Genomic DNA, 21,475 nt, shown 5'->3' on the forward strand with positions numbered 1-21,475 from the left:
CCGCCCCACGCACCCCGCGCACCCCGCGGGCGCCTCGCGTGCCGGACGCGGTTTGCGGTGGTGCCGTCGCTTCGGGACCGGCAGGAACGGCGAACGGCCGCCGTACCCCTCGGGTACGGCGGCCGTGGTGCGCAGTCAGTGTCAGCGCTGTCCGGCGCTGGTGTCCTCCTGGTAGCTGGCGCCACCGTCGGACTCGCTGGTCAGCGGCTTGGCGCCGCCCTCGGGCGGGCCGGCCAGGGTCTGGCCGGCGGCCAGTTCCGGGAACTTGTAGTCGAAGGCCGGCCGCTCGGAGCGGATCCGCGGCATCCGGTCGAAGTTGCGCAGCGGCGGCGGGCAGCTGGTCGCCCACTCCAGCGAGTTGCCGTGGCCCCACGGGTCCTCGACCTCGACGATCGGGCCGGTCTTGTACGACTTCCAGCAGTTCCAGATGAACGGCAGGGTCGAGACGCCGGTGATGAACGCGCCGACCGTGGAGATCATGTTCAGCGTGGTGAAGCCGTCGACGGGCTGGTAGTCGGCGTACCGACGCGGCATGCCCTCGGCGCCCAGCCAGTGCTGCACCAGGAACGTGGTGTGGAAGCCGATCATCGTGAGCCAGAAGTGGATCTTGCCCAGTCGTTCGTCGAGCATCCGGCCGAACATCTTCGGGAACCAGAAGTAGATGCCGGCGAAGACGGCGAACACGATGGTGCCGAAGAGCACGTAGTGGAAGTGCGCCACCACGAAGTAGTTGTCGTGCAGGTGGAAATCGAGCGGCGGGCTGGCCAGCAGCACACCGGTGAGACCGCCGAAGAGGAAGGTCACCAGGAAGCCGACCGCGAAGAGCATCGGCGTCTCGAAGGTGATCTGCCCCCGCCACATGGTGCCGATCCAGTTGAAGAACTTCATGCCGGTCGGCACGGCGATCAGGTAGCTCAGGAAGCTGAAGAACGGCAGCAGCACCTGGCCGGTGGCGAACATGTGGTGCGCCCACACGCTCATCGACAGGGCGGCGATGGCGATGGTGGCGCCGACCAGGCCCTTGTAACCGAAGATCGGCTTGCGGGAGAAGACCGGGATGATCTCGGTGATGATGCCGAAGAACGGCAGCGCGATGATGTAGACCTCGGGGTGGCCGAAGAACCAGAACAGGTGCTGCCAGAGCATCGGCCCGCCGGTGGCCGGGTCGTACACGTGAGCACCGAGCAGCCGGTCCGCGGCGAGCGCGAAGAGCGCCGCGGCGAGCAGCGGGAAGACCAGGATCGCCAGGAGGCTGGTGACCAGCATGTTCCAGGTGAAGATCGGCATCCGGAACATGGTCATGCCGGGGGCGCGCAGGGTCAGGATCGTGGTGATCAGGTTGACCGCGCCGAGGATGGTGCCCAGGCCGGAGACGGCCAGCCCGACGACCCACATGTTCGCGCCCACGCCGGGCGAGTGCTCGACGCTGCTCAGCGGGGTGTAGGCGGTCCAACCGAAGTCCGCCGCGCCACCCGGGGTGAGGAAACCGGCCGTCGCCATGGTGCCGCCGAACAGGTACAGCCAGTAGGCGAACGCGTTCAGCCGGGGGAACGAGACGTCGGGCGCACCGATCTGCAGCGGCACCACGTAGTTCGCGAACGCGAACACGATCGGCGTCGCGAAGAACAGCAACATGATCGTGCCGTGCATGGTGAACAGCTGGTTGTACTGCTCCGGCGACAGGAACTGCATCCCCGGCCGCGCCAGCTCGGCCCGCATGATCAGCGCCATCAGGCCACCGATCATGAAGAACACGAACGCGGTGACCATGTACATGATCCCGATCTGCTTCGCGTCCGTGGAGCGCAGCAGCCGCGCGATGGCCGACCCCTTGACCGGCTCTCGGACCGGCCATGGCCGGGTCACGACCGGCTTGGGTGCGACGGTGGTCACGAATGGCCTCCGGTTCTCGGTTGTCCCGCTCGGCGCGCACCTGTCAGCTGCGAGCCGTCATCCGCAAGGAGGATAGTCCCCGGCAGGTGGCAGCGCCGCCGGGGGTCGTCGGGCAGTATGGTGGGCTGCCCTCACAGCGGGCCGAGAAGCAACCGGTAGTGCTCGCGGAAGATCCGACCGCCGCGTCCGCGCAGCAGCGGGTCGCGTAGCGCCGGCGGCACGTCCCGGGTCCGGTTGCGGTCCCGGGTCCGGTCCCGCACCCATCGGGTACGCGGCCGGCGACGACTCTCGTACGCGACCAGCGCCGCCTCGACGCTGCCGGCCGCGGTCAGCGACTCGGCGAGCACCACCGCGTCCTCCAGCGCCATCGCCGCGCCCTGGCTCAGCGTGGGCGCGGTGGCGTGCGCGGCGTCGCCGACCAGCAGCACCCGACCCCGGTACCAGCGCCCCAGCTCGACCTCGTCGGTGAGCCCCACCTGCACCCGGTCGAGCGCCTCCAGCACCGCCGGAACCGGGCCGCCGTAGGAGCCGAAGAGTTCGTGCAGCCGGGCCAGCGGGTCGGCGGGAGGCTTGGTGCCGGCCTCGTCGGCGTACACGTGCAGTCGCCCGGCGCCGATCGGCACGACGAGGAAGCCGGCGCGCTGGCCGAGCAGGGCCGTCCAGTCGGCGACCTCCGGGCCGTCCCGGACCACGGCGCGGTAGACCACCTGCCCGGCCGGCTGGGGCGGGCCGCCGAGCGCGGCCAGGGAGCGGACCGCCGAGCGCGGCCCGTCGGCGCCGATGACCAGGTCGTACTCGCCGCCGGTGCCGTCGGTGAAGGTGACCCCGACGCCGGCGGGCAGCAGTTCGACGGCGCTGAGCTCGGCGCCGTGCCGGACGGCACCTCCCGCGCCGCTGAGCAGCACCTGGTAAAGGTCGCGGCGGGGCAGCGCGCGGCACTCGCCGACCCCGGCCCAGAGCGCGTCGAGATCCACCTCACAGAGCGGTTCGCCGGCCGCGTCGAGGAAACGCTGCCGGTGGATGACCTGGCCGAACGGGCGGACCGGGCCGTCGAGGTCCAGCCGGCGCAGCGCCCGCGCGGCGTTGCCGGGAAGGTAGAGGCCGGCGTCGACGAACTCGTTCGGAGGCAACTTCTCGGTGACGTCCGGGCGGAAGCCGGCCAGGCGCAACGCCCGGGCCACGGCCAGGCCGGCGATGCCCGCGCCGACGACGAGGATGCGCAGGGGGGAGCTGCCACCCATGGTGGTGTACGCCTCCGGAGGGGTTCGGCACGCGTTGGAGGCAAGACACTACTCCGCGCGATCGGCGCGCGGTAGACCCGGTCGCCCCTGGCCGCATCCGGTTGCGGTCTTGTTGCAGAGATGTAAATGTGTCGAACTATGGGAGCGCTCCCGCGATCCCGTCCCCCCCGCCCGGCGCCCCCGCGCCACAGCCCGAGGAGCATCATGAGACGTCCACTCCGCGCGCTAGCCGCGGCCGGCCTGCTGGTCGCCGGCGCGCTGGTCGCCGTCGCGCACGGCGGCACGGCCTCCGCCGACACCCAGATCTGCGAGCAGTACGGCTCCACCGTCATCCAGAACCGGTACGTGGTGCAGAACAACCGCTGGGGCACCACCGCCCAGCAGTGCATCAACGTCACCGGCACCGGCTTCGAGATCACCACCCAGCAGGGCTCCGCGCCGACCAACGGCGCACCGGTGTCGTACCCGTCGGTCTTCGTGGGCTGCCACTACACCAACTGCTCCCCCGGCACCAACCTGCCGATGCAGGTGGACCGGATCAGCACCGCCACCAGCAGCATCAACTACCGGTACGTCAGCGGGGCCACCTACAACGCCTCGTACGACATCTGGCTCGACCCCTCGCCGAAGCGCGACGGGGTGAACCAGATGGAGATCATGATCTGGCTCAACCGACAGGGCTCCATCCAGCCCATCGGCTCGCCGGTCGGCAACGCCACCATCGACGGGCGGACCTGGCAGGTCTGGCGCGGCAGCAACGGGTCCAACAACGTCATCTCGTACCTCCTGACGTCGTCGGCGATCTCCAGCGCCAACCTCAACCTGCTGGCGTTCATCAGGGACACCCGCGACCGGGGCGCGATCACCAACAGCTGGTACCTGACCAGCATCCAGGCCGGCTTCGAGCCGTGGCAGGGTGGCGTGGGGCTGGCTGTCAACTCCTTCTCGGCCAGCGTCAACGGCGGCGGCGGCCCGATCACGCCCCCGCCGTCCACTCCGCCGCCGTCCACGCCCCCGCCGTCCAGCCCGCCGCCGGGCGGCACCGGATGCGCGGTGACGTACACGCCGAACTCGTGGGGCACCGGCTTCACCGCCGAGGTGCGGATCACCAACACCGGCACCAGCACGATCAACGGCTGGACGCTGGCCTACACCCTGCCGTCGGGGCAGCGGGTCACCAACGCGTGGAACGCCACGGTCAGCCAGAGCGGGCAGAACGTGACCGCCCGCAACGTCGGGCACAACGCCACGATCGCGCCTCGCGGTACGGCCAGCTTCGGCTACCAGGGGACGCTGAGCGGGCCGTACGCGTCACCGACCAGCTTCACGCTCAACGGGGTGCCCTGCTCGCGCACCTGACGACGATCACGCAAGCAAAAGGGGCGTGACCATTAGGGTCACGCCCCTTTGCGCTACGAGCTAAACAAACTCGCGCCAAAGCCGAGGCCGAGGCCGACCAAGCCTATACATTTAGACCCAGTTGAATACCTCTTTGATTACCCCCGTAGCGACCACCTTTGGCCCCTCAAGCACCACGAACTCGGCGCCGGGTTTAACGAATGGTGCAGCCAACTCAGGGAACAGGAAGCCAACTTTGACGTTCTCTGTTTCGGTCGGCAGTTGTGACATCCGCTGAAGCAAGATGCTTACTTGATCCGCTACCGCAGGCCACCCTGGTTGAGTATCATCACCCAGCCGGAATGCGGCAGTGGCGGAATAGACCGGGGCGGTAGGCGGACCAGACCGGCGGCCTCCATTATCTGCTGGGATCCAGGTCAGGACCGCAGAGGCAAGCGGGTTCTCAATCTCTGCAAGCATCAGCATACCCTAATTCCATCGCAGGTACGGTTGATTAGGTCGAGACCGTCGGCGTCTGCATAGTAACCCGGACCGATACCGTCAAGCTTGTCTGGGTGATGATGAAGCCTTTCGGCGGTGGACTTAGGCACTCGGGTTGTCACCGTGACGCCTTGCCCCCCATTCAGCCTCTCGCCCCATACGTCAGCATGCCCTTCCTCTGTCGCGAACCACTTACCCTCCATGTTCCCTTCGCCAGCACGAAACTGGCCCGTGTTGGCGATGTCATCGAACTCTGCGGCATCTACATTTCTGTAGAGGGCTATGCTGTCCCCGCCAGGTCCACAGTTATGCACCAGGACGGAAGCGGCACCCGCCATGACGAAGTATGTATGGAGGGCGTCCACCGTGAGGTCGTGCATAACCTTGGACGCACTGTACGACCGCACAGCGGCAACCGTGACAAGAGATTTGTCAGCAGTGAGCAAGTTTTCGCCGACGCGAAGTTCGCCAGCATGCACCCAGTCATGCCGGTCACGGCTCCACACCGGGTGGTTTTCCGTGGTTTTCAGGGCGACAGTGCGACCACCGACCGACAGGGTCAGGTCGGTCAACTCCAAGTCGACATTGATGTGCGTAGCGACCACTGTCTGCGGCCCGGACTTGCCACTCTGTGGATCCGCAGCGACGACCTGGTCACCCGGACGTATTTCCTCGATGGGACGGACCGACCCGTCGGCAAGCAGCACCAAGGTCCCTGGCGCGAAGCTGTGCTTGCCACAAGGGTTCAGATAGGCCTTAACGCCGTCGATGAGGTCGCCCAGGAGGCCCTTGACGCGAGTAGCCAGGTTGGCGGCTTTTTCCCACTTCCATGGAGCGCCGTATCTGGCGGCCAGTTTGCCGAGGACACCGCCAAGCATGGCGGCGGCGATGTTGCCCGCGGTGGCCAGGCAGCCATCCATGTCACCCTTGGTCAGGCAGTTGAACGCGTCGGTGATGCCCAACTCGTCCGCGAGCACCTTCGCCAGGGCCTTGGCCGAGTCGAGAATCTTCTGCTTGGCCCGGGCGATCCGTGCCTGACGCTCCTTCTCGGCAGCCGCAGCCGCCGCCGCGCGGCGGTCCTCCTCACTGGCGCGCGGGTTGTTCCAGGCGTTTTTGGTCGGCACATCCGGGTCGTACGCCCCCGAGCAGCCACCACATCCGTCGTTGTGCCCCTTGACGTCGTGGTACTTGCCGTACATGTCCTCGTAGTCCGCACCGGGACCACAGGCGTCGTCGGAGCACGACTTGAGGCCGTCGGGGTCGGAGAACGAGATGGGGTTGTTGTTGGCGTAGGCGTACCCGTTCATCTGCTGCGGATCGCCGTTGTCGATGATCGGGTCGACGGAAATGAACCGGCCGGCGACGATGTCGTACTCGCGAGCCCCGATGTTCACCAGGCCCGTGGTCGAGTCCACGTTGCCGTTGACGAAGCCCTTCTCCGTCGGCCACTGCCCCGGCGCGAGCGGGTTGCCCCGGCTCTCGCCGTACGGGGTGGTCCTCCGGTGCGTGATCGCGCCGTTCTCGTCGACGGTCGCTTGGCCGGTGCCGTGGTGGTCGGACGCGACGTAGAACAGGCCGTTGAGCTTGCGGACGATCGTGCCGCCACCGGGCAGACCGTAGTAACGGGTGGCGTCGGTGGCCCGGGTGGTGTGGTTGAGCCGGATCTCCATCCCCGGCAGGTAGAGGGTCGTCGCGTTCGGCTCCTTGCGGAGCATCCGCGAGCCGTCGACGTCGTAGAAGAAGCTCGTCTCCTTGCCGGCGGCGTCGGTGACCGACTCCAGGTTGCCTTCGGCGTCCCAGATCAGGTTCTGGTCTTCCCCGACCTTGGTGCGCCGCTTGGTGTTGCCGGCGGCGTCGTACTCGTAGGAGTAGAGACGGTCTCCCTGCGGCGTACTCTCGGTCATCTGACGCAGCGTGTGCGGCTGCGCCGTACCCGCATCCGGGTACGTGTACGCCCGGTGGATCAGCTTGCTGCCGTCGGCTGCGTACTGCGTCTCGGTCTTGCGGTTGCCGGTGTCGTCAATGGTGTAGGCGTGGTGGTACGGCGCCACCCCGCCGACACCGGTCACCGACGGCCCACCGGCGCACGGGTCGGTCGCGGTGCTCGCCGACGTCCATGCCTGGTCCATCCGGCGCAGGTAGTCGTAGGTGAAGCACTGCACGTCCCGGTTGCCCGTGGGCGTGTCGGCGATCCGGGTGATGTTGCCGGACGGGTCGTAGGTGTAGCGAGCGTCGATGTCGATGACCGGCGCACCGCTGCGGTCCAGCCGCAGGCCGGTCAGCCGCTTCGAACCCGGTTCGTACTGGTACGTCGACCAGACCTTGTTGGCGCCCAAGGGCGACTCGGTCTGGATCACCTCACCGGTCTTCGAGTAGTCGACATCAGTGAGGTACGGCGCGTCACCGTCGGCGGCGGTCAGCCGCTCCAACCCGTCGTAGGTGTAGGCGATCGCCTCGAAGGGCAGGCCACCTCCTGCCGACATTCCGACCGAGGCGACGGTGCCGTCGGTGTTGTATTCGGTGGAGAAGGTGTACTCACCGGCGAGTTCCGCACCGGCGTGCTGGGGCACGTGGTAGTAGGTGGCGTGCGGTCGATAGAACTCGTCGTAGGCGGTGTAGTAGGTGGCGTACTCCTGGCCGTCGATCCAACGGCTGGTCGAGGAGAGCTGGCCGAGCATCTCCAGGTCGTAGGTCCAACTGCTGAGCAGCACACCCGTCTCGGCCGCGCCCTTGTAGGTGGCGGTCGTCCGGCCGATCGCGTCGTAGGTGGTGCTGATCGTCTGGTTCAGCCCGTTGGTGGTGCTGGTGACCCGATCCAGGTTGTCGTAGGTGATCGTCGAGGTGCCCGCGTCCGGGTCGATCGACTTGACCTTGCGGCCGAGCTGGTCGTACTCGTGCTTCCAGACGTTGCCCACCGGGTCCTTCACCGTGGCCAGTTGACCGGCGGAGGTGTAGGTGTACTCCGTCGTGACATGGTCGCCGGAGGGGCCGGCGCCCTTGTACTGCAACAGTTGGACGGTCTGGCCAAGCGCGTTGGAGATGGTCGTGGTGGGCGTGCCGCCCTCTGGTGGGTCGACCGAGACACGGTCGCCGCCGTAGGTGGTGGTGGTTCGCCACTTCTCGTTCCCCGCGACGGAGAAGATCTCCGCCTTGACCCGGTCAGCGCCGTCGTAGACGTAGAACGTCTGGCCCTCGACCTCACCGGTGGTGGCAGGGAAGATGGTGTCCCTCGGCGCACCCGCGGCGTTGTAGGTCGCGTACGTCCGGTCGAGCTTGCCGGTCGGGGTGTACATGGTGTCGGCGATCATCCGGGTGCCGTCCGGCCCCTCGGTCTGCACCTGACGCGGACGCAGCAGGCCGTCGTGCAGCTTGTACTCGACGCTGTAGCTGCCGTCCCGCTGCCGCTTCTCGGTCTTGACCGCGACGGGCTTGTCGGTGCGGATCAGGTACGTGTACCTGATGCTCGGATCGAGTCCCGCAGCCCCCGTCCGGTCCGGCATCCACACCTTGCTCAGCCGACCGAGCGCGTCGTACTCCAGCTTGCTGACCAGATTGTTCGGGTCGGTCTGTCGCACCGGGCTACCCCAGGCCGGGGCATACTCGGTGGTGGTGATGTAGTCGAGCGGGTTCTTCTCGACCACCTTCGTGGTCAGACCGTTCGTCTCGGTGTAGTCGGTGGTGGTGGTCTTGCCCATCGCGTCGGTCGCTGACTCCGGCCGACCGAACGAGTCGAAGGTGCCGGAGGCGGCCGTGATGTAGGTGGGCGTCTGGCCGTCGTGGCTCTTGAGCCGCTCGGAACGGGTGGGGTTGCCGAACGTCGGCACCGCACCGAAGTCCTTGCCGTCGTAGAGCGTCCGGGTGTCGGAGATGACCTGGGTCTTCCGGTCCGGCGTGTCCGCGCACTTCACCGAGACCGACTCCGCCCGGGCGACCAGGCTGTACAGGTGGAGGTCGGGGTTGTCGGCATATGTGGTGCGCGTGCAGGCCTCGTCACCGGGGACGTCGACGTCGCCCAGGTTCTCTTTGTGAGTAACCCGGCCGAAGGTGGTCTCGAAGGTGGAGACGTTCTTGGTTTCCCGCATCTTGCCGCCGGCCAGGGCGACGAAACTGCGGGTCGACGACGTGTTGGTGAACCACGCCGACCTGCTGCCCCAGTCGTATGTCTTGGTGGCGGTGTTGTGCCGCCACGGCGTGGCGATGGTCCGGCTGACGACTGCCTGGCCGTCGTAGACCGTGCTTTCCAGCTGGTGCCCGGAGAACTGGTCGTGGTCGGTGTGTTCGACGCCGCTGGCGTCCTTCACGGTTTCGACCCGGGTCCCGCCACCCGGCTTCTTGTCACCGTGCATGCCGCGCAGGTAGCGGTACTCGGTCTTCGTGGTCTGCCTGTTGCCGTCACCGACGGTGACGATCACCTTGCCGTAGCCACGCCACTCGCTCCAGGTGAGGTCCTTCGGGTCGGAGATCCCATCGGGGTCCGCGTGCCGCCAGGCGGCGCCGTCGGGGGGGTACTCGTACTTGGTGACCATGTCCGGTGCGCCACCGGTCCGGTCGGTTTCAATAACGGCGGAGACCACGTACTTGAAGAACCAGTCCGTGATCGGGTCGCCGCTACCGAACGGGTTCCACTTCACCGGATAGCAGCGCTTGGTGCTGTTGCCCTCCGTCGGCAACGCGCCAGCGGTGCAGTCCGGGGTGGCATAGTTGACGTCGATCTGCCCGCCGGTGTCGGTCCAGACCGTGGCGAGACGGAACCGGACCAGGGGGCTGATGTTGTCATTGGGGCTGTCGACACGGTTCGGCAGTTGCAAGCCGCCGAGCACCACGGAAGGCATGGCGATGTCCGCGCCCGGTCCGTACATGCCGGTGTGGGTGATCTTGTGGAGCCAGAGGGTGCGGGAGCCGTCACCGTTGTCGGTGAGCAGGTGATCGAGCTTCCAGTTGTCGACCGACGTCCAGCCGCTGCCCTCGCGGATCTCGGTGGTGATGCGGGTCAACCGGGCCCGCGTCCAGAAGGTCGGCATGATCTGGTCGAGCTTGCACTTGGTCTTCTCGTTGCAGTTGCGGTCGAACGGCACATCCGGCCAGTACGACGCCGTCTCGGTCTTCAGGTCCTGCGGGTCGCAGTCGACGTTGCCGCCTGGCAGGCATCGCTCCTTCACCTCGAAGGTCACCCGGGCGGGCGCGCTGGTGGTGTAGACGGCGTTGTGCCGCTGCCCGTAGTCGATCCGCTTGAGGTAGCCGCCCCGGTGGTAGGGCACCCCGTCGATGTCGGTGCGCTTGCTCCGGGCGTAGTGGTTGGTTTCCCGCTCGTAATAGTACGAGCTGACGTTGCCGTAGCGGTCCTTGACATAGTCGAGGCTCCACCGCCACGCCTGGTCACAGAACGAGTCGAGGAAGGTGGTCTTCTCGCACGGCTCGTCCTTGTCGTCACCGAAGACCGGAACGGTCCAGGTCGAGTTCGTCCGCTCCTTGCCGGTGGTCCAGCCTGGCAGTTTGTTCAAACCGAAGTAGTACTCGGTGCCGTCGGTGGTGGTGACCCGCCAGTGCTCACCGTCATTGTCGTCGTTGTCCGCCCCTCCGAGGCGCTCGACCTTCGAGCCGTCGTCGTCGGCGAACTTCCACCTGTTTTTTCCGAGGTCAACCAGTTCCGTCGACTTGCCGTTGAGCACGATGGTGGCGTTGTCGTAAGCCCAGCACTGGTCGACGTACTGGTCGTGACCGTCGTCGGCGCAGGACTTGTACCGGCGCTCGATGTGGCCCGGCTCGTAGTTGAACCCCTCGCCGATCCAGGAGCCCTGGTTGTTGGTGGTCGCGGTCCGGCCGTCGACCGACTGCGAGGAGTAGGACAGGCTGATGCCCGGGGCACCGCCACCCGGCACGGGTGGCGTGCGCAGCGGGTAACTCCAGGAGAAGCCACCGGTGGACGGGGCCACCGACCACTTCGACGACGGCGCGAGCTTGCTGGCGCCGTAGTCGCCCTGCGAGGATGCCTCGCTGGCGGCCAGCGCGAAGGTGGTTCCCGTCCCCGCCACACTCACCTTCGCCGAGACAGTCCTGCCCTCGCCGTTGTTCACGGTCGGCACCCGCTCCGGCGCGCACCCGGGCCGGTCGGGCGTGGTGAGGGCGCACTCGGGCAGCTTGACCAACGTCAGGCGAGAGCCGAAGTCCCCGCCGTACAGGCCGGCCAGGCCCTCATAGCCGATGCCGAGTTGGATGTCGGCAGCGCCCTGCTGACCGTCGGCGCGGTTGACCCGCACCAGCGGACCGTCGAACCTGGCCCGCTCCGAGGCCTGACGATCGAGCACCTCGGCTCGGATCCTGCCCGGGGCTGGCTGCGGCGCCGCCGCCCTGGCCCCGGCCTTCCCGTTGGGAGCGGCGACGGCGGCCACCGACACGGTGAGGCCGCCTGCCTTGCCGGTGGCAGCGGCCGGCGCGGGGGCCCTTGTGCCCACCCGTGCCGCAGCTGCTGGTGCGGTGGGTACGGTGATCTCCGCGGCCCCCGCCGCAGGCCAGGTCGCCTTGGCTGGTGTCGTCGTGGCGGCGTCCGCCGCCGGGTTTCCCTTGCGCGGTTTGACACCGAGCGGGGCGCGGTCGGGCAATGTCTTACTTGTGTCGGTGGCTACGGGACGACTGCGCTCGGCGGCAGCCGAGACGGGGGCGGCGGCCACCTGAATGAGAGTCGCACTCATCACGCCGGCCATTGCCCAGGACACCGGTCGCACCACACGGCGCTGCAACGCGCCGGACGCGACCATGAGTCGGGAGAACATCCACCCTCCCCGGGGTCGGTTTCGGAAGTAAGGCAGGAGGCGTCGGGGCCGTCCTCCGAGGACGGCCCCGATACCTGTCAGTCAGATGGCGGGAGCCTCGCCGATCAGGCGGAGCTTGTCGATTTTCACCTTGTCCGCGACCCCGTTGTACACGCGAACCTCGTCGATGTTTCCGGACAGGTGCTCGCCAGCGGTCGCGCCCTGGAACGACCGGCCGAGCTGGATACTCGACATCGAGGTCGGCCTGAACGGAACGGTCAACGGCTCCAGTTCCGTGGACACCCCGTCGACCCAGAGGGTGAGCTGACGGGTGTACCCGTCGTAGACCAGCGCAAGGTGGTCGCCCACGCCCACCGTGCGGGGCGTCTGGTCCGTCGACTGAGCCACGAAGACCGCACCTGCGGTGTCGTCGGTCGTGGCGGCCAGTTCCCACTTGCCCTGGCTGTTGGCGCGGACGATGACAGCGCTGTTGTTCGGGCCCTTGATGGAGAACGCGGTCATGGCGTGGTTCTGGGAGCTGCTGGTGAGCCGCACCCGGGCGGTGAGAGTGAAGCTGCCCGTGGGATCGATTAGAGCGCTGGTCGACTGGGCGTAGTGGTCCGACTGCCCCTTCAGCCTGACGTAGCCCGTGCCCACCATCCGCCCGATCGGGGTCGGCGTCCTGACAAGCAGGCTTTGCTGGCTCAAGGTCAACGACGGGCTGTTGCCCACCCCCGGGCTCTGGCCCGCAGTCTCCTCGTTGAGCTGCCAGTAGGCCTTGCGTACCAGTAGCTGCTTCTGCAGCCCGGTCGAGTCCTCGGTCACGATCGGCCGGTCGAACACGGACACGTCCGCCATGCCGCCCTTCCAGAAATCCGAGTAACCGCCGGAGTGTCTCTGTCGGCCGAGCTGGAGGGCACCCCGGGCCCGGGTCAAGGAGCGCCGTTCACCCTCGACAACGGGGTTGTCGCCTACTTGGAGGGAGATCTTCCTGTTCGGGCCGTCGAAGATCGCCGTGACGAAGGTCCAACTGGTTGTCACCCCGCCCGCCGTCACCTTCCACTCACCGAGGTTGATGACATCACTCGTCGGCATGCGGAAGAACCACTTCCCCTGGTCGACGCCGAGACTGAAACCGGGCTCACCCGTACCGTCCTGGCTCACGGCCACCTGGCGGCGGTTGACGTCGTCCACCCGAAACCAGCCGGTGATGGCGAAGCTCTGCGAGGTGTTCGCCAGGACGGAGGTGTCGGTGACCATGTAGGCGTTCGAGGTGCCGTCGAAGATGGCGGCGCGGTCCCATTCGCCGAAGTTGTTGGTGGTGGCGAAGCTGACACCGCTGCCAACAGTCGCGTCGTGCGAACCCCGGACATCGTTCGCCCGCGGCTCGCCGGCAGCGTCCGCCATCGGCCACTGGGCCACCGGGGGCCGCTTACCCACCCTGAAGGTGCAGGTGGCAGGTGCGCTGGCCCGTTTCGCGGCGTCGATGGCCTTGACGAAAAGGTTGTTGGCTCCCTCCTTCCTCGGGGCCCACCTGACCGTGACGGGGGTGCCGGCGGTGGTCGGCTTCACCCGCACGGACGGCTCGTCGTTGAAGGTGTACTCGTATTCGACGACGTCGGTGTCCGCCGGGGTGAAGGTGAACGAGCCTTGGACGCCGAGCGAGCCTAGCCAGTCGGCGCTGTCGATGCACTCCGGAGTCCGGTCCGTGCTGTCGTCGGGAAGATACTCGGGCGAGTCGACGTCCGGCACCTTGGGACTGGTCGCGTCGTAGACGAACTGGCAGACGTTGCGGGATCCGTCGGAACTCCACGGGCCCCAGCTCACGCCGTCGCCACCGCGAACATCCCAGGAGATCGTGACGTTCTGGGGGATCGTCTTGGGCACCGCGTAGCTGAACCGCGAGCCGCTGGCCTTGAACCCTGTCATCACCTGGAGGACCGTCGGCGTCGAACTGCCCTTCGGCGTGTAGGTCACCCGGAACTCGGCCCGAACCTGTTCGGTGTGGGAAGACGAGTGGTCGGGATCTCGCAGGGTGGCGTCGAGGCGCGGCACCTCCGAGGTCAGCGGTGCGGCGCTGCCGTAGGCGCACACCCCGCCCGGCGACAGCAGCAGCTCGGACTGGTTGGGAATCAGGGGCGCCCGGTTGTAGCGCACCGAGAGTACCGCGTTGTCGCAGAACCGCTTGGTGTGTGTGGAGTCGCCCTCGTTAACGGACTTCAGCCCGAGGGTGATGCTGCTCCATCCTCTGGCCACGGCCTGTTGTACGGCCGCCTTGGCGTTCCACTCGGTGTTCTGGTTGGTGGCCGTACAGCTCGACTGGACCCTGGTCGGCGAGTTGGTGTCGAGGTGCGTCGCGCTCGACCAACTCGATCCGCCGGGCTGGTTGCTCCAGTTGGTTGAGGTGGCGATCGGCCCGGGCATGAGGTAAAGCGCCGCCGCCCGCGCCGTGGTGTTGTAGACGTGCTGCAACGTGACCCGGAACGTGGCCTCCAGGATCGTCTTGCCCGCGTACGGTGTGGCGAGCCGGTAGAAGAGGCGCTTGACCTTGGAGCTGTTGCAGGAGTTCGGGCAGAGGCCGATGCGCTCGTGCCGCTTGCCGTCGAACTTCCAGTACTCCTCCGACGGGTAACCGCTGTCGACCATCGCCCAGGCGCTGTTGGTGCTGCCCTGCCACACCGGGTCCACATAGACGGGATAGGTGGTTTTCGGATCGGCGAGCATGACGGCGTCCGGAGTCAGGCGCAGCGTCCCACGGGAGTAGGCCAGGCCCACCGGAGCAACCCGGGACGTCTCCCCCGGTCCCCGGGCGGAGGCGCCGTTCGGGTCCTCGACGCCGCTGGTGCTGGTCCTCGCACGCTCGCGCAGACCGATCGCCTCGCCGCCCTCCTGGCTACCGCTGTCCCACATCGTCGGGGCATCGGCCTCCATTACCGGGTTTCCGGTCGCCGGGTCGAGGGCAACAATGCCCCCGTCCTCGGTCTCCTCGATGGTGAGCCCCTCACCGGTGACACCGAGCCGGAGGTTCTGCAGCTCTGGCAGGTTTGCCGCCTCCGGGGTCTTGAGCACCAGGACGTGTGAGAAGCCCTCGACCGTCGCGATCGCCACCAGATCGACGTCCCGGAAGACCTCCGGGTAGACGAGTTTGTCCCCGTTGACTGTGGGAGTCGGCAGCGGACCGGGCCAGGTGAGCGTCATGACCCGCGAGTCGCGCTCGGCGACCATCAGCGGGGTGGTGCCGCCGGCCGACAGCCGCATGTCGAGCAGCGCCGCGGTAGGCCTGTACGTCCCGTCCGGCTGGGCGACGAGCGTCGCGTCCGCCGGCACCCAGCCGTCGTTCCGGAGCACCCGAACCGCCTGGTTGTGCTCGTTCGCGATCAGGGTGCCGTCCGGCTGAGCGAATACGTCCCGGTATTCGCTTCGTTCCGCCAGCACTTCGACCGGCTGGTTCAGCGCCTTGGCTGCCAGTAGCGCCTCCGCCTCGGTGTCCCGGACCGGGCTCTCCTCCAGTGCGGCGGCCGGCGCGGTCGCCGGCGCCGGTGCGGCCACGTACGCCGTGGCAGACAGCAAACCGGCCAAGCCCACAATGAGGCCGAGTGTGAAGAGCCGGCCTCGCTTCCTCGTACGACGGGCCACCCTCAGGTCCTCCCCCGCTGAACTGTGTGACTTCCTGCGAATCATCAGCTGACCGCCGCCCCGAAGGTGCTGTGGTCAGCCGGAATGCCATTCACCCCGGGTATCCAGCTCTGCGCCGGGGCCGTGTTTCCGGCGGCCAGGGCGGACCAGGCGAACGCGTGAACCTCGTCGTTGCCGTAGGGCGTACCGACCAGAAGGCGCTGGGACGTAACGCCGAGCGACGTGCCAACGATCTCCTGTGCCCGCATGCTGCCCGGCAGGCTGGACCCGTTGCGCTCACTGGTGACCGGCGTGCCGATCGGGTTGGTCAAGGCGTTGAACACCTGCACCTGGCCGACGTCCGCCTTGTCCCCGACGTCCTCACCAGGCACACCGACGGCGATGATCATGGTGGCGTTGCTGCCCTCGGCGGTGTTCACCACCACGACCTTCTCTCCGAGGTAGTCGCCGTCCTCCGGGGCCAAGGTGATGGCCGGCAGCTCGGTGAAGGTGTTCGTGGACTTGACGTGGAACCGCTGCACCATGCCCGCGTCGGGTGCCGTTGTGTTGGTCGCCGCGACGGTGATGTCCTCACCGGGCACACCGACGACCACCAGCGAGTCCGTCGGCCAGGGACCGGTACGCGGCGGCTGGATCGGGGCGATGGCGATTGACTTCCCGAAGCCGTCGTTGGCCTTGGCGACATCGGAGACGTTCGGCTCGTCCTGCGTCAGCCCGGCTGCGATGGTCGGCAGATTGTTGGTCAGGGTGTGCCTGAAGACGTTGACCGCACCTGCGAAGGCCTCGCTCCCGATCGCCTCGCCGGGAGAGCCGACTGCCCAGTGATGGGTCGATGCGGCGACTGAGAACCCGGTCCTGTCGTCCCGCTCGGGGGATCCAGGCATGCCGGCACCCTGGTTCATCGCCACGTTGATGGTTCCTCGCAGGTAGTGCACGAGACCGGTGTCCTCGCCTGTGCCGATGTCCTCACCTGGGACGCCGATGACCAGGTACGGCTGTCCGGTACCGGTCCGGCTGCCGGCGACCGAGTAACCGAACCAGTCCCCTCCCTCGACGGCGTCCGGCACGTTGGTGGCGTCCTGGTGGTAGATCAGCGAGGCCGGTCCCTGTGCCAGGCCAGCGGGCGAGCCCAACAGCAGGTGGACCGCGCCCGCGTCGGCTTTGCCGGAGACGTCCTGGTAGGGGATGCCGACCGCGAGGTCGGTGCAGCCGTCGTTGTTGGCGTCGTAGGCGGAGATTAAGGTGCCGAAGCCATCGCCTGCGCCCGGTGCGCCGCCAACCTAGTCGATCCCCTCGTGCAGGGTCTTCACGGTGCCGGTGCCTCCGTAGCTGACCCGCACGAGGCCTGCCTTCGCCTGGCCGTTGACGGTCGCCTCGGGATCGGCGATCGCGACGTCAGTTACACCGTCGCCGTTGAAGTCGCTCTCGGCTTCGTCAGTGCAGTCCGCGAGGAGCGACGTTGTCGTCGCGACCTGGACCGGCTTGCCGGCTTCCCGCGCCATGCGCAGGGGCACCGCCTTGTCCGATTTGTTCTCGACGCCACCGGTGACGTCGTCCGGGGCCGCCGCGAGGTGCGCCGCCGGATCGCCGGAAATGCCGAGCAGTACTACCGCCGTCATGACGACAACGCCTGCCGTAAGACATGAACGGACGGTGGCAGTCTTCCGACGTGCCACTGATCCTCCCCCGTGAAGTGTGCAGTTATCTGTGCATCGAGGACTGCAAGGAGGACAAAGCTCTCCGCACAAGCTTGATTACAAACAGTAAGGATAAAGGCCGATATCGGCGTTTTTCGGTAGCCCTCGTCACTAGACGAAATATTGCCTGGTCAGCAGCGGCCGAGGCCGGACCGATCGCTTCGGCGGAGATAACAGCACCGAGGTGTCAGCGGGCCAGCGCGTCGATGTCGCGCATCTCCTCGGCGGTCAGCGAGAAACCCCAGATATCGGCGTTCGCCCGGATCCGTTGCGGCGTCACCGACTTCGGAATGACCACGATCCCGTGGTCGATGTGCCAGCGCAGCACCACCTGGGCCGGCGACACGCCGTGCGCGGCGGCGATCCGGGTCAGCACCGGATCGGCGAGGTCGGTGGTGTTGAAAGGGCTGTAGCCCTCCAACACGACACCCCGGTCCCGGTGTTCGGCGTGCCGCCGCCGGTCGTACAGGAAGGGACCCCAGCGGATCTGGTTGACCGCCGGGGTCTCCCCGGTGGCCTGGATCAGCTCGTCGATCTGGGCGGTGCGGTAGTTGCTCACCCCGACCGCGCGCGCGAGGCCCTCGTCCCGGGCGGCGAGCAGCTGTCGCCAGGCCGGGATGCTGTTCGCCGGGGCGGACGGCGGCCAGTGGATCAGCCACAGGTCGACGTACGCCATGTCCAGCGCGCGCAGGCTCGCCTCGATGGTCTCCCGTTCCCGGCCCACCCGCCGCGGCGGCAGCTTGGTGGTGATGAAGACGTCCTCCCGGCGCAGCCCGCTGTCCCGGACCGCCCGGCCGACCTCCGCCTCGTTGCCGTACATGGTGGCGGTGTCGATGTGTCGGTAACCGGCGTCGAGGGCGGCCAGCACGGCGTCGTACCCGGCCTTGCCGGTGACCTGCCAGGTGCCGAAGCCGAGCAACGGCATCCGGACATCGCCAGGAAGCAGGACATTGCGCTGCTCGTGACCCATACCGCAGTTGTACCCCCTCCGGGTCGGGCACATGTCGGGCAACCGGCGGACCGGGGCGGATTGCCGGAGAATACGGGTGTGGCTGACCGGCTGGAGGAGTACCGGCGTCGGCGGAACGCGGCCCGTACGCCGGAGCCGGTGCCGCGTCGGCCGCGCCGCCGGGCGGGGGCCGGCGCGGCGCGGTTCGTGATCCAGCAGCATCATGCCCGCTCACTGCACTGGGACCTGCGGCTGGAGCGGGACGGGGTGCTCGCCTCCTGGGCGGTGCCACGCGGCCTGCCCCGGGACACCGGGCGCAACCACCTGGCCGTGCACACCGAGGACCATCCGATGGAATACCTCGACTTCCACGGCGAGATCCCGGCCGGCGAGTACGGCGGCGGGACGATGACCATCCACGACCGGGGCACCTACCGCTGCGAGAAGTGGCGCGACGACGAGGTGGTCGTGGTCCTCGACGGGGAACGGACCAACGGCCGGTACGTGCTCTTCGCCACCGGCGGCCGGGACGGACGCGACTGGATGGTCCGCCGTACCGACCCGCCGCCACCGGGCTGGAGCCCCATGCCGGAGCTGGTCCGGCCGATGCACCCGACGCGGGCCGCGCGGCTTCCCCGCGACGCCGACGCCTGGGGGTACGAACTGCGCTGGGACGGGGTACGCGCGATGGCGTACGTCTCGGGAGGCCGGCTGCGGCTGCTGTCGGAGACCGACGAGGAGGTGACCGGGGCGTACCCGTGGTTGCGCGGGATGGCCGAGGCGCTGGCACCCACGGAGGCCGTGCTGGACGGGGTGCTGGTGCGGATCGACACCCGGGGCCGGGTCCGGCCGGTGCGCTCCGGGCGGGCCACCCCGGACGCCCAGTTCCTGGTCTTCGACCTGCTCTGGCTGGAGGGGGTGGTCAGCCTCGACGTGCCGTACGCGCAGCGCCGGGAACTGTTGGACGGGTTGGCGCTGGCCGGAGCGCACTGGCAGACGCCGCCGTGGTTCGCCGGAGCCGGTGCCGAAGCGCTGGACACCGCGCGAGCGCAGGGGCTACCCGGCGTGGTGGCGAAGCGGCTGGATTCGGTCTACGAGCCGGGGCGGCGCAGCCGGCGCTGGCTGAGCATCGACTGACGCGCAAGATTCTCTCCCCGGGGCGACCGCGGGTGCCCGGTCCAGGCCGGTCGAGACCGGACAGGACACGGGCGGCTCCGGACCGGCCACGGGCCGGGCAGGGGTCAGGAGGTTGGTGGCTCGTCCTCGCCGGCGGCCTCAGCCGCCTCGGCCTCCTCCTTGGTCCGGTGCACCACCTGGTCGGCGTGCTCCGGCGGCCCGTAGACGGTGTAGAGAACCAGCGGGTTCGGCCCGGTGTTGACGAAGTTGTGCTTCGTCCCGGCCGGTACGACCACCAGGTCACCCTGGGCGACCTCCCTGGTCTCGCCGGCGACCCGGGCCTCGCCGGTGCCGCTGACGAAGGTGAGGATCTGGTCGATCCCGTCATGGACCTCCTCACCGATCTCGCCGCCCGGCGGAATGGTCATGATCACCAACTGGGTCTTCTCACCGGTCCACAACACCCGCCGGAAGTCCGGACTCTTCTGGGCGACAGTCGCGATCGTGAAATGCTCCATGACACGCTCATACCCGGCCGGGCGGCGGGTCAAGCCGTGACGGGCAGATGGTGGAATTCCCGCCCGGGCGAGGTTTGACCTCCGGCAGAACGGGCATCGACCACCCGACCGGCGCGACAGCGACCGGTCGAGCCAGGTCCCCGCCGGCGTACCGCCGGATGGCTGCGATGGCGGGAGACGGCCGGAGCGCGGCGACGCGACGACCTGCGGGTCGGGCGCCGCCGTGCGCTCGTCTGCCGCGCCGTCCGGCCATGGTGGCCGTTTCTCAGGACGTCCCGTACCCACACCCCCGGTTTCCACCCGGGAAGAGGGCCTGCGACGAGGGCCGATGTCCCGGTAGATTGAAGTATGGTGCCCGCCCACGGGGGCCGGGTGGCGGAACCGGTCTACCGCCCCCTGCTCGCCAGCCGACGGGGCGAGCTGGAGGCGCTGGCTCACGTTGACAGCGCCGCAGCTGCACGGCTCGCCCCGGTCCTCATCGTCTCCACAGTCGACGGTTCCCTGCTCGACCTGCTCGGACGGTTGCCGGCCGGGCTGGTCCCGGCGGTCGACGTCTCCGCCCTGCCGGACGTTGCGGAGGCCGAGCTGGTCCGCTGGGGCGTACCGGTGGTGCCGGCCATCGGGCTCGCGGACAGTGACCGCCGGCTGGTGGCGCACGGGGTGACGGCGCAGGCGTACGCCCGGCGCGCGGTGATTCGGCTGCGGGCCGGGCACGACCGGTCCGGTCCGGACGCCGCCACGGCGGCGGCGGAACGGATCTGGCGGCTCGCCCGGCTCGTCCCGGAGCAGTGCGACCTGCTCGTCGACGCCGGAGACGTCTGTTGCCCGGCCGAACTGCGGGCCGCCGAACCCCGGATACGCCGACTGGTGCAGTGGTCACGTCGGCACGCCTGGCGGACGGTGACCGTGGCGGCCGGCGGCATGCCACCCACGCTGCACCGGCTCCCCACCGACGAGCCGGTACGCCTCGACCGCTGGGACTGGCAGCTCTGGCAGCGGCTGGCCGATCTCGGGGTCGGGTACGGCGACTACGGCGTCACGCCGGCAACCCCCGGCGACGACGGGGCCGCAGACCGGCTGCCGACGGTCCGCTACACGGCGGACGGGGTCTGGTGGGTGTACCGGTGGTCGCGACGCGGCGGGCGCGGCGACGAGCGGTTCGCCGACCTGTGTCGCACGCTGGTGTCCGCGCCGCACTGGCCGGCGGCCGGCGCGGGCTTCTCCTGGGGCGACCACGAGCTGCTCCGGCGGGCTCGCCGGGTCGCCGGCGCCGGGTCGCCGGCCAACTGGACGGCGTGGAGCACCTCGCACCACGTGGCGTACGTGCTGGCGGCGCTGGCCGGGCCGGTGAGCGGACGCCGGCCGCGCCGGTGGCCCGCCGCCGAGGAGCGCGGGCGGGCGACCGGCCCGGGGTGGTGAAGCCCCGGGCCGGTCGGGTCACTCCTTCTCGGTGAAGCCGAACTGCACGACGCCCTCGTCGTCGACGGATGCGTCGACCGACGTGTCGTTGAGCAGTTCCGCGGCGTCCGGGTCGAGGAAGATCCGCGCTCCCTGGTTGTCGACGACCTGATCGCCCTGTTCGGGCTCGGGCACCAACTCGACGATGAGCGAGCCGGCCTCGGTGTCTGCGGCGATGCGCAGCCCGCCGTCGGTCAGGACGTCCTGCTGGGCGGCGAGGTCGCGGATGACCAGCACGGCGTTGTCGGTCATGGTGAGCATGAGGAGACTCCTCGTGGTTTCGGAATGGGCAGCGCGCACGACGATCGGGTGGCGCGCGTCGGACGGCGAACTGCCGTCGCCCTGACGAATCGGGGCACACCCCTGGCCGCCCCTACCC

Annotated in this window: 13 protein-coding genes and 1 pseudogene; 3 read left to right on the plus strand and 11 right to left on the minus strand. The window is 68.5% G+C overall.

All coding sequences use genetic code 11. From position 1 onward, the window contains the following. Positions 1 to 141: 141 nt before the first annotated feature. The gene (gene ctaD / locus E1182_RS18020) at positions 142 to 1,893 is read right to left on the minus strand and encodes a cytochrome c oxidase subunit I (RefSeq protein ID WP_132266754.1); all 1,752 of its coding nucleotides are present in this window, start codon (positions 1,891 to 1,893) and stop codon (positions 142 to 144) included. 131 nt (positions 1,894 to 2,024) lie between these two features. Next, the gene (locus tag E1182_RS18025) at positions 2,025 to 3,134 is read right to left on the minus strand and encodes an FAD-dependent monooxygenase (protein ID WP_132266756.1); all 1,110 of its coding nucleotides are present in this window, start codon (positions 3,132 to 3,134) and stop codon (positions 2,025 to 2,027) included. A 204-nt stretch (positions 3,135 to 3,338) separates the two neighbouring features. Between E1182_RS18025 and E1182_RS18030 the strand changes: the two genes are divergently transcribed. Beyond that, positions 3,339 to 4,493 (plus strand): cellulose binding domain-containing protein, encoded by a 1,155-nt coding sequence (locus tag E1182_RS18030; protein ID WP_132266758.1) that lies wholly within the window; start codon positions 3,339 to 3,341, stop codon positions 4,491 to 4,493. Between the two features lie 111 nt (positions 4,494 to 4,604). Here E1182_RS18030 and E1182_RS18035 read toward each other — a convergent pair whose 3' ends face one another. From E1182_RS18035 to E1182_RS18055, 7 genes and pseudogenes are all read right to left on the minus strand, one after another. Continuing rightward, on the minus strand, positions 4,605 to 4,952 hold the full coding sequence (locus tag E1182_RS18035) for a hypothetical protein (protein WP_132266760.1): 348 nt from the start codon (positions 4,950 to 4,952) through the stop codon (positions 4,605 to 4,607). Further along, entirely contained in the window at positions 4,952 to 11,743 is a 6,792-nt protein-coding gene (locus E1182_RS18040) for a polymorphic toxin-type HINT domain-containing protein (protein ID WP_132266763.1), read from the minus strand. Before E1182_RS18040 ends, E1182_RS18035 begins: the two co-directional genes overlap by 1 nt. A gap of 81 nt (positions 11,744 to 11,824) precedes the next feature. Further along, positions 11,825 to 15,310 (minus strand): LamG domain-containing protein, encoded by a 3,486-nt coding sequence (locus E1182_RS18045; protein WP_207921434.1) that lies wholly within the window; start codon positions 15,308 to 15,310, stop codon positions 11,825 to 11,827. 92 nt (positions 15,311 to 15,402) lie between these two features. Then, complete coding sequence (locus E1182_RS18050; RefSeq protein ID WP_243706279.1) at positions 15,403 to 16,491, minus strand: hypothetical protein; 1,089 nt, start codon at positions 16,489 to 16,491, stop codon at positions 15,403 to 15,405. Positions 16,492 to 16,503: 12 nt separating this feature from the next. Further along, positions 16,504 to 16,596 (minus strand): annotated as a pseudogene (locus E1182_RS32740) (hypothetical protein); the annotation flags it as partial. 42 nt (positions 16,597 to 16,638) lie between these two features. Then, on the minus strand, positions 16,639 to 16,977 hold the full coding sequence (locus E1182_RS32295; RefSeq protein WP_243706280.1) for a hypothetical protein: 339 nt from the start codon (positions 16,975 to 16,977) through the stop codon (positions 16,639 to 16,641). A 265-nt stretch (positions 16,978 to 17,242) separates the two neighbouring features. After that, on the minus strand, positions 17,243 to 18,025 hold the full coding sequence (locus E1182_RS18055) for an aldo/keto reductase (protein WP_132266767.1): 783 nt from the start codon (positions 18,023 to 18,025) through the stop codon (positions 17,243 to 17,245). Between the two features lie 78 nt (positions 18,026 to 18,103). On the opposite strand from E1182_RS18055, the gene E1182_RS18060 reads away from it, so the two are divergent. Beyond that, entirely contained in the window at positions 18,104 to 19,141 is a 1,038-nt protein-coding gene (locus tag E1182_RS18060; RefSeq protein WP_132266769.1) for a DNA polymerase ligase N-terminal domain-containing protein, read from the plus strand. A gap of 104 nt (positions 19,142 to 19,245) precedes the next feature. Here the strand turns inward: E1182_RS18060 and E1182_RS18065 are convergent, their stop codons facing one another. Then, the gene (locus E1182_RS18065; protein ID WP_132266771.1) at positions 19,246 to 19,638 is read right to left on the minus strand and encodes a cupin domain-containing protein; all 393 of its coding nucleotides are present in this window, start codon (positions 19,636 to 19,638) and stop codon (positions 19,246 to 19,248) included. 348 nt (positions 19,639 to 19,986) lie between these two features. Here E1182_RS18065 and E1182_RS18070 point away from each other — a divergent pair, with 348 nt between their 5' ends. Beyond that, positions 19,987 to 21,057, plus strand: coding sequence for a beta family protein (locus E1182_RS18070; RefSeq protein ID WP_207921433.1), 1,071 nt, complete (start codon positions 19,987 to 19,989; stop codon positions 21,055 to 21,057). Between the two features lie 18 nt (positions 21,058 to 21,075). Here the strand turns inward: E1182_RS18070 and E1182_RS18075 are convergent, their stop codons facing one another. Beyond that, positions 21,076 to 21,357: an iron-sulfur cluster assembly accessory protein gene (locus E1182_RS18075; protein ID WP_132266773.1), complete on the minus strand. Its 282-nt coding sequence runs from the start codon at positions 21,355 to 21,357 to the stop codon at positions 21,076 to 21,078. Between the last annotated feature and the right edge of the window lie 118 nt (positions 21,358 to 21,475).

Source organism: Micromonospora sp. KC721, assembly GCF_004348355.1.
In the GTDB taxonomy this organism is placed as follows: Bacteria; Actinomycetota; Actinomycetes; order Mycobacteriales; family Micromonosporaceae; genus Micromonospora.